This window comes from Streptomyces sp. NPDC057307 (assembly GCF_042667665.1).
Classification (GTDB): domain Bacteria; phylum Actinomycetota; class Actinomycetes; order Streptomycetales; family Streptomycetaceae; genus Streptomyces.
This window is the reverse complement of the sequence record NZ_JBHUZM010000230.1, coordinates 1-7,092: the sequence shown is the minus strand read 5'-3', so window position 1 is coordinate 7,092 and position 7,092 is coordinate 1. Positions and strand designations below refer to the sequence as shown.

General features: G+C 72.4%; 6 protein-coding genes. 2 read left to right on the top strand and 4 right to left on the bottom strand.

Annotated features, from left to right (window positions below; genetic code table 11):
• Positions 1-30: 30 nt before the first annotated feature.
• From ACFUN8_RS36400 to ACFUN8_RS36390, 3 genes are all read right to left on the bottom strand, one after another.
• Complete coding sequence (locus ACFUN8_RS36400) at positions 31-1,680, bottom strand: phospho-sugar mutase (RefSeq protein ID WP_383647461.1); 1,650 nt, start codon at positions 1,678-1,680, stop codon at positions 31-33.
• A 102-nt stretch (positions 1,681-1,782) separates the two neighbouring features.
• Positions 1,783-2,613: a purine-nucleoside phosphorylase gene (locus ACFUN8_RS36395; RefSeq protein WP_383647458.1), complete on the bottom strand. Its 831-nt coding sequence runs from the start codon at positions 2,611-2,613 to the stop codon at positions 1,783-1,785.
• 156 nt (positions 2,614-2,769) lie between these two features.
• Positions 2,770-3,207 carry a gamma-glutamylcyclotransferase gene (locus ACFUN8_RS36390; protein WP_031229841.1) on the bottom strand — a complete coding sequence of 146 codons (438 nt, stop codon included), beginning with the start codon at positions 3,205-3,207 and terminating at the stop codon, positions 2,770-2,772.
• 213 nt (positions 3,208-3,420) lie between these two features.
• Here ACFUN8_RS36390 and ACFUN8_RS36385 point away from each other — a divergent pair, with 213 nt between their 5' ends.
• Both ACFUN8_RS36385 and ACFUN8_RS36380 read left to right on the top strand, forming a co-directional pair.
• Positions 3,421-4,860 carry an NAD(P)H-quinone dehydrogenase gene (locus ACFUN8_RS36385; RefSeq protein WP_382570213.1) on the top strand — a complete coding sequence of 480 codons (1,440 nt, stop codon included), beginning with the start codon at positions 3,421-3,423 and terminating at the stop codon, positions 4,858-4,860.
• A gap of 168 nt (positions 4,861-5,028) precedes the next feature.
• Entirely contained in the window at positions 5,029-5,967 is a 939-nt protein-coding gene (locus tag ACFUN8_RS36380) for a DeoR/GlpR family DNA-binding transcription regulator (protein ID WP_383647454.1), read from the top strand.
• Between the two features lie 364 nt (positions 5,968-6,331).
• Here ACFUN8_RS36380 and ACFUN8_RS36375 read toward each other — a convergent pair whose 3' ends face one another.
• Complete coding sequence (locus ACFUN8_RS36375; protein WP_383647451.1) at positions 6,332-6,925, bottom strand: TetR/AcrR family transcriptional regulator; 594 nt, start codon at positions 6,923-6,925, stop codon at positions 6,332-6,334.
• Between the last annotated feature and the right edge of the window lie 167 nt (positions 6,926-7,092).

Below are 7,092 nucleotides of genomic sequence, written 5' to 3'. Positions count from 1 at the left end.
GCTCACCGAAGCCGTCCCGTACGCGGGTGCTCAGATGCCCGCCGCCTCCGACAGGTCCCGCTTCAGCGACGCCAGCAGCTCGGCGCCCCGGGTCCGTGCCGACGGCAGGTCCGAGGCGTTCGCGACCGGGATCACCGTCTCCAGGTAGCACTTGATCTTCGGTTCCGTGCCGCTCGGACGGACGATCACCCGGGCCCGGTAGGCGCCGTCCAGGTGGTAGCGCAGACCGTCCGTCGGCGGGAGGCCCGACGCGCCCTCCGAGAGATCCTCGGCCGAGGTCACCGTCAGGCCCGCCAAGGTCGTCGGCGGGTGGTCGCGCAGGCGGTCCATCGCCCGGGTGATCAGGGACAGGTCCCGCACCCGCGCCGAGAGCTGGTCCGTGGCGTGCAGCCCGTGGGCGAGTGCCAGGTCGTCCAGGAGGTCCGTCAGCCCCCGGCCCCGCTCCTTCAGCCCGGACGCCAGCTCCGCGACGAGCAGTGCCGCCGTGATGCCGTCCTTGTCGCGTACGCCGTCGGGGTCGACGCAGTAGCCGAGGGCCTCCTCGTAGCCGTACCGCAGACCGTCCACGCGGGCGATCCACTTGAAGCCGGTGAGCGTCTCCTCGTAACCGACCCCCGCCGCCTCCGCGATCCGCCCCAGCAGCGACGACGACACGATCGACTCCGCGAACACGCCCGTCGCGCCCTTGTCCACCAGGTGCGCGCCCAGCAGCGCGCCCACCTCGTCGCCGCGCAGCATCCGCCAGCCGCTCTCGGCCGCCGCGTCGGGGACGGCCACCGCGCAGCGGTCCGCGTCCGGGTCGTTGGCGATGACGAGGTCGGGGGCGGCGCGGCGGGCCGTGGCGAAGGCCAGGTCCATCGCGCCCGGCTCCTCCGGGTTCGGGAAGGCGACGGTGGGGAAGTCCGGGTCGGGCTCGGCCTGTTCGGCCACCGGTACGGGCGCGGGGAAGCCGGCCCGCGCGAACGCGGCGTTCAGCGTCTCCGTACCGACGCCGTGCAGCGCCGTGTGGACCACGCGGGCCGTACGGGGCGATCCGGCGCTCAGAACGGCGTCCGTGCGCTCCAGATACGCCGTCAGCACCTCATCGCCCAGGACCTCCCAGCCGTCCTCGGGGCGCGCCACCGAGTCCAGCGGGCCGACCGCGTCGATCTCGGCCGCGATCTCGCCGTCCATCGGGGGCACGATCTGGGAGCCGTCGCCGAGATAGACCTTGTAGCCGTTGTCGCGCGGCGGGTTGTGGCTGGCGGTGACCTCCACCCCGGCGACGGCGCCGAGATGGCGTATGGCGAAGGCGAGTACCGGCGTCGGCAGCGGACGCGGCAGTACGGCGGCGCGCAGCCCCGCACCGGTCATCACGGCGGCGGTGTCGCGCGCGAAGTCGGCCGATTTGTGGCGGGCGTCGTAGCCGACGACGACGAGGCCGCCACCCTGGCCGGTGGCCTTGAGGTACGCCGCGAGTCCGGCGGCGGCGCGGACGACCACCGACCGGTTCATCCGCATCGGCCCGGCGCCCAGTTCGCCGCGGAGCCCGGCGGTGCCGAACTGGAGCGTGCCGCTGAACCGTTCGGCGAGCGCGTCCAGGTCACCGGAGTCGATGAGCTTCCGCAGCTCGCCGCGCGTGTCGCTGTCCGGGTCCTCGGCCAGCCACGCCTCGGCCCGCGCGATGAGGTCCTGCTGCACTGTGGGTATCCCTTCCTGGGCCCGGTTCGGCGCGCCGGCGCACGCGTCACGCGGGGTCGTACATGAGCGGCCGGATCCGGTGTCCCGCTCGGATGCCCCGCCTCAGATGCGCTCAAGCACCTCTGCCAGCAGCGCACCCATCTGCGTGGCCGAATCCCGGCCCGCCTGCAGGACTTCCTCGTGGTTCAGCGGCTCGCCCGACAGGCCCGCCGCCAGGTTCGTCACCAGCGAGATGCCCAGCACCTCGGCGCCCGCCTCACGCGCGGCGATGGCCTCCAGCACGGTGGACATGCCGACGAGGTCGCCGCCCATGACCCGGACCATGTTGATCTCGGCGGGCGTCTCGTAGTGCGGGCCGGGGAACTGGACGTACACGCCTTCTTCGAGACCGGGGTCGACCTCCTTGCACAGCGCGCGCAGCCGCGGCGAGTACAGGTCGGTGAGGTCCACGAAGTTGGGGCCCACGATCGGCGACGCGGCCGTCAGATTGATGTGGTCGCTGATCAGCACCGGCTGCCCCGGGCGCATGCCCTCGCGCAGTCCGCCGCAGCCGTTCGTCAGGACGATGGTCTTGCAGCCGGCGGCGACCGCCGTACGGACACCGTGCGCGACGGCCGCGACGCCGCGGCCCTCGTAGTAGTGCGTACGGCCCAGGAAGACCAGCGCGCGCTTCTCGGCGATCTCGTAGGAGCGGATCGTCCCGCCGTGGCCGGCGACGACCGGCGGGGGGAAGCCCGGCAGCTCGGTCACCGGGAATTCGGCCTCGGGTGCTCCCAGCGCGGCGACGGCGGGTGCCCAGCCGGAGCCCATCACCAGGGCCACGTCATGGGTCTCGGCGCCGGTGAGCTCGCGCAGGCGCACCGCGGCTGCGGAGGCGGCGGCGTGGGGGTCGGCAGATCCGTCGGCCGTGGCCGGGATAACAGATGCGTTCACGCGGACGAGGGTAACCGTTCCTGCCCTACGCGCGTAGATGATCGAGCGTACGGTCTTCGGATCGTTGTGTTGTCGTTTCCGACGAACGCGCCGGTCAGCCGCGTGTCGCGGCCGCGAGGACCGTGACGACCCTCACCGTGCGGGTGGGGTGCCGGTTCAGCACGCGCGCTTTCGCAGTTCCATCACATAGTCGTGCGGCGCCCCGGCCGACTCCGCCGCCTCGGCCAGCTCGCCGAGGTAGCGCGCGGAGGGCAGCCCGCCCTCGTACCCGTTCAGGACGTACAGCCAGGCCGGCTCCTTGCCGTCCAGCGTGTCCACGCGCACCCGCATCCGCCGGTATATGTCGAGGCCGACACCCTCCCAGCGGTCCATCGAGTCCTCGTCCATCGGCGCGATGTCGTACAGCGCCACGAAGACCTGCGAACGGGGTGCCTCCACGAGGGTGACCAGCGCACCCTCCCAGCCCATCTGCTCCCCACCGAAGGTGAGCCGCCAGCCGTTGAGCCAGCCGGTGCCCCGCAGCGGGGAGTGCGGGGCGCGGCGGGACATCAGCCGCGCGTCGAGGTTGCCGGCGTACGCGGCGTAGAGCGACATGGGGACGAGGGTACGGGAGGTACGCGCGTGCCCGGCGAATCCCGTGGACGCGGCCCGTCCACGGGCCGTTCGGGGCCCCCGGGGAGGGACCCGGGGCGAAGCAGCTTGAAGAGTGCGGGACAATGGCGTACGTACTGCATCCTCCGGGGGTTCCCCGGACTCCCGGCCGGGACGGCAGACGGGTCGGGTCGACAACGCGAGGCGGACTTTTTCGTGACCCGGATCGTGATCATCGGCGGCGGACCCGGCGGATACGAGGCGGCCCTGGTGGCCGCACAGCTCGGCGCCGAGGTGAGCGTCGTGGACTGCGACGGCCTCGGCGGGGCCTCGGTGCTCACCGACTGCGTACCGTCCAAGACCCTCATCGCGACGGCCGAGGTGATGACCACCTTCGACTCCTCCTACGAGGAACTGGGCATCATCGTCGCCGACGACACCCCGCCGCTCGAACAGGCCGCCCGCGTCGTCGGGGTGGACCTCGGCAAGGTCAACCGACGGGTCAAGCGCCTCGCGCTCGCCCAGTCGCACGACATCACCGCGTCCGTCACCCGGGCCGGGGCCCGCGTGCTGCGCGGCCGGGGCCGGCTCGACGGCCGGCAGGCCACCGACGGCTCCCGCCAGGTGATCGTGACCTCGGCCGACGGCACGGAGGAGTCGCTGACCGCCGACGCCGTGCTGATCGCGACCGGCGCGCACCCGCGCGAGATCCCCGACGCCCTGCCCGACGGTGAGCGCATCCTCAACTGGACGCAGGTGTACGACCTCACGGAGCTTCCCGAAGAGCTGATAGTGGTCGGATCCGGTGTCACCGGCGCCGAGTTCGCCGGTGCCTACCAGGCGCTCGGCTCGCGCGTCACGCTCGTCTCCTCCCGCGACCGCGTGCTGCCCGGCGAGGACCCGGACGCCGCCGCCGTACTGGAGGACGTCTTCCGGCGCCGCGGCATGAACGTGATGTCGCGCTCCCGCGCCTCGTCCGCCAAGCGCGTCGGCGACCGCGTCGAGGTGACCCTCGCCGACGGCCGGGTCATCTCCGGCACGCACTGTCTGATGGCGGTCGGCGCGATCCCGAACGCCGAGGGCATGGGCCTGGAGGAGGCCGGGGTCCGGGTCAAGGACTCGGGCCACATCTGGACCGACCGGGTGTCGCGTACGTCCGCGCCCGGCGTCTACGCGGCCGGCGACGTGACCGGCATCTTCGCGCTCGCCTCGGTCGCCGCGATGCAGGGCCGGATCGCGATGTACCACTTCCTCGGCGACGCGGTCGCCCCGCTCAACCTCAAGACCGTCTCGTCCAACGTCTTCACCGACCCGGAGATCGCGACCGTCGGCTACAGCCAGTCGGACGTGGACAGCGGGAAGATCGACGCACGGGTCGTCAAGCTGCCGCTGCTGCGCAACCCGCGCGCCAAGATGCAGGGCATCAGGGACGGTTTCGTCAAGATCCTCTGCCGTCCCGGCACCGGGATCGTCGTCGGCGGCGTGGTCGTGGCACCGCGCGCCAGCGAACTGATTCATCCCATCTCGATCGCGGTCGACAACAATATGACCGTCGAACAGATCGCAAACGCTTTCACTGTGTACCCCTCTCTGTCGGGGTCGATCGCCGAGGTGGCACGGCAGTTGCACAGCCGTAAGAGCGAGGACGAGGGTTGACCGAGGTCATGGGCGTGTACGGGCGGTAGGCCGCCCCTCCCCATACCACTTGGCGCGACCCCGTACGTACACCTTCCGCATTTCGGCGTGAACCGCTGAAAGCGGGCGGCCGTTGGGGTTACTGTCAGTTTCGTGTTCGCTGCAGAACGTCGCCAGTTAATCCTCGAAATGGTGCGCGCCAACGGAGCCGTGTCGCTCCGTGAGCTCGCCCGCGTCGTCCAGACCTCCGAAGTGACCGTACGGCGGGACGTGCGGGCGTTGGAGGCCGAAGGACTCCTCGACCGCCGGCACGGCGGTGCGGTACTGCCGGGCGGATTCACGCGAGAATCCGGCTTTCCGCAAAAATCCCATCTCGCCACGGCAGAGAAGACGGCCATCGCCGATCTCGCCGCGAGCCTCGTCGAAGAAGGCGAAGCCGTGGTGGTCGGCGCCGGTACGACCACGCAGGAGCTGGCCCGCCGGCTCGCGCGGATCCCCGGACTGACCGTCGTCACCAACTCCCTGCTGGTCGCACAGGCGTTGGCCCATGCCAACCGGGTCGAAGTCGTCATGACCGGCGGCACCCTGCGCGGCTCCAACTACGCGCTGGTCGGCAGCGGTGCGGAGCAGTCGCTCCAGGGGCTGCGGGTCTCCCGCGCGTTCCTGTCCGGGAGCGGGCTCACCGCGGAGCGCGGCCTGTCCACCTCCAACATGCTGTCGGCCAGCGTCGATCGCGCGCTGGTGCAGGCGGCGGCCGAGGTCGTGGTCCTCGCCGACCACACCAAACTCGGCACCGACACCATGTTCCAGACGGTGCCGACCGATGTGATCACCCGGCTGGTCACCGACGACCCGCCGGCGCACGACGACCGCGCGGGGACCGAACTGCAGGCCCTCGCCGACCAGGGCGTACAGATCACGGTGGCGGGCGCCGCCGGGTCGGGGTCGGGCGGTGAGGCGGCCCCGCCGGGGCGACAGCCCCGACGGGACACGCCGCTGCCGGGCCAGCGCCGGACCCACGGCGGCGGTCCCGGACCGCAGGCGCTGCGGAGCGCGGCGGCGTCCGCCGGGGCGCTCGCCGAGCAGCCGGGTGAGCGGGCGCGGGTCGCGGATCTGCGCCGCCGCTGACCGGTCGGGCCGGGCGGACAGGTGTTTGTGCCGTCACTCGCCGGGCGGGTTCACTCCGTCCGGCACCCGAGGACGGGCCGCCGCCGGACGGGGGTCCGTGTGGCGGGCCCTGGGGCGGGTCCGCGAAGTCCCGCCTGGCCTGCGGCGCCTGGACGGCACCTCTCCCCCGTAGGCCCTAGAGGGCCGCGGGAGGTGCCCCCTGCGTTGTCGGAGTCGGCCAAGTACGGCCGGGCCATCCACAACGCCGATCCTCCGCCTTGCGATGCACCGCACCAACGAGACATCAGCCGCTCCGCGGCGGGCGCAGGCCCCGCCCTACGGGCGGACGGCGCTACTTTGAAGACAGGCCCTGGGCCGCGTCCGCTCATCCGGTCCCGTGGGGGCCCTTCAGCCCGGTCAGGGTCAGCGTCAGCAGCCGGTCGGCCAACTCCGGGTCGTCCGGCGCCTGTTCGGCGGCGAGCGCGATGGCGTTCGTCAGCTGCATCAGATCGTCGATGGACGTGTCCGCCCGTACGTCCCCGCTCAGCTGCGCCCGTACGAGCAGCAGCTCGCCCGCCGTACGGAGACCCGCGCTGCACTGCGTCAGGGCCGAACTCGCGTCGTGCGAAGCCGACATGAGCGCGCGGGAGAGGCCACGGTACTCACCCGCGTGAGTGATGAGCGCGCGCAGCCAGTCCACCAGCGCGCGGCAGGGCCGGTCGGCGTCGGCCAGCTCGCGCGAGCGGTCGAGCAGATCGGCGAGCGCTTCCTGGAAGACCGCGTTCATCAGGGCGTGGCGGGTGGGGAAGTGCCGGTACAGCGTGCCGATGCCGACTCCGGCCCGGCGCGCGACATCCTCCAGCGAGGCGTCCGTGCCGTGCTCGGCGAACGCGGAACGGGCCTCGCCGAGCACCCGCTCGTAGTTCCGCCGCGCGTCGGCACGCATGGGCCGGGGCGGCGCGTCACCGGTGCTCGCCATCGCGGTCCTTCCTGTCGCTACGGGTGGGGCCGTGGGCCCTGCTCTGATGCTCCAGGATGCCACCGCGGGCCGGGCCGGTCCCCATGGATCGGCCTCAGAGGGTGTCCTCGGATCCCGCCGGGACCCGCCGCGGTGTACGAGTGGGCCCCGGCACCCCTGCCAGGGGT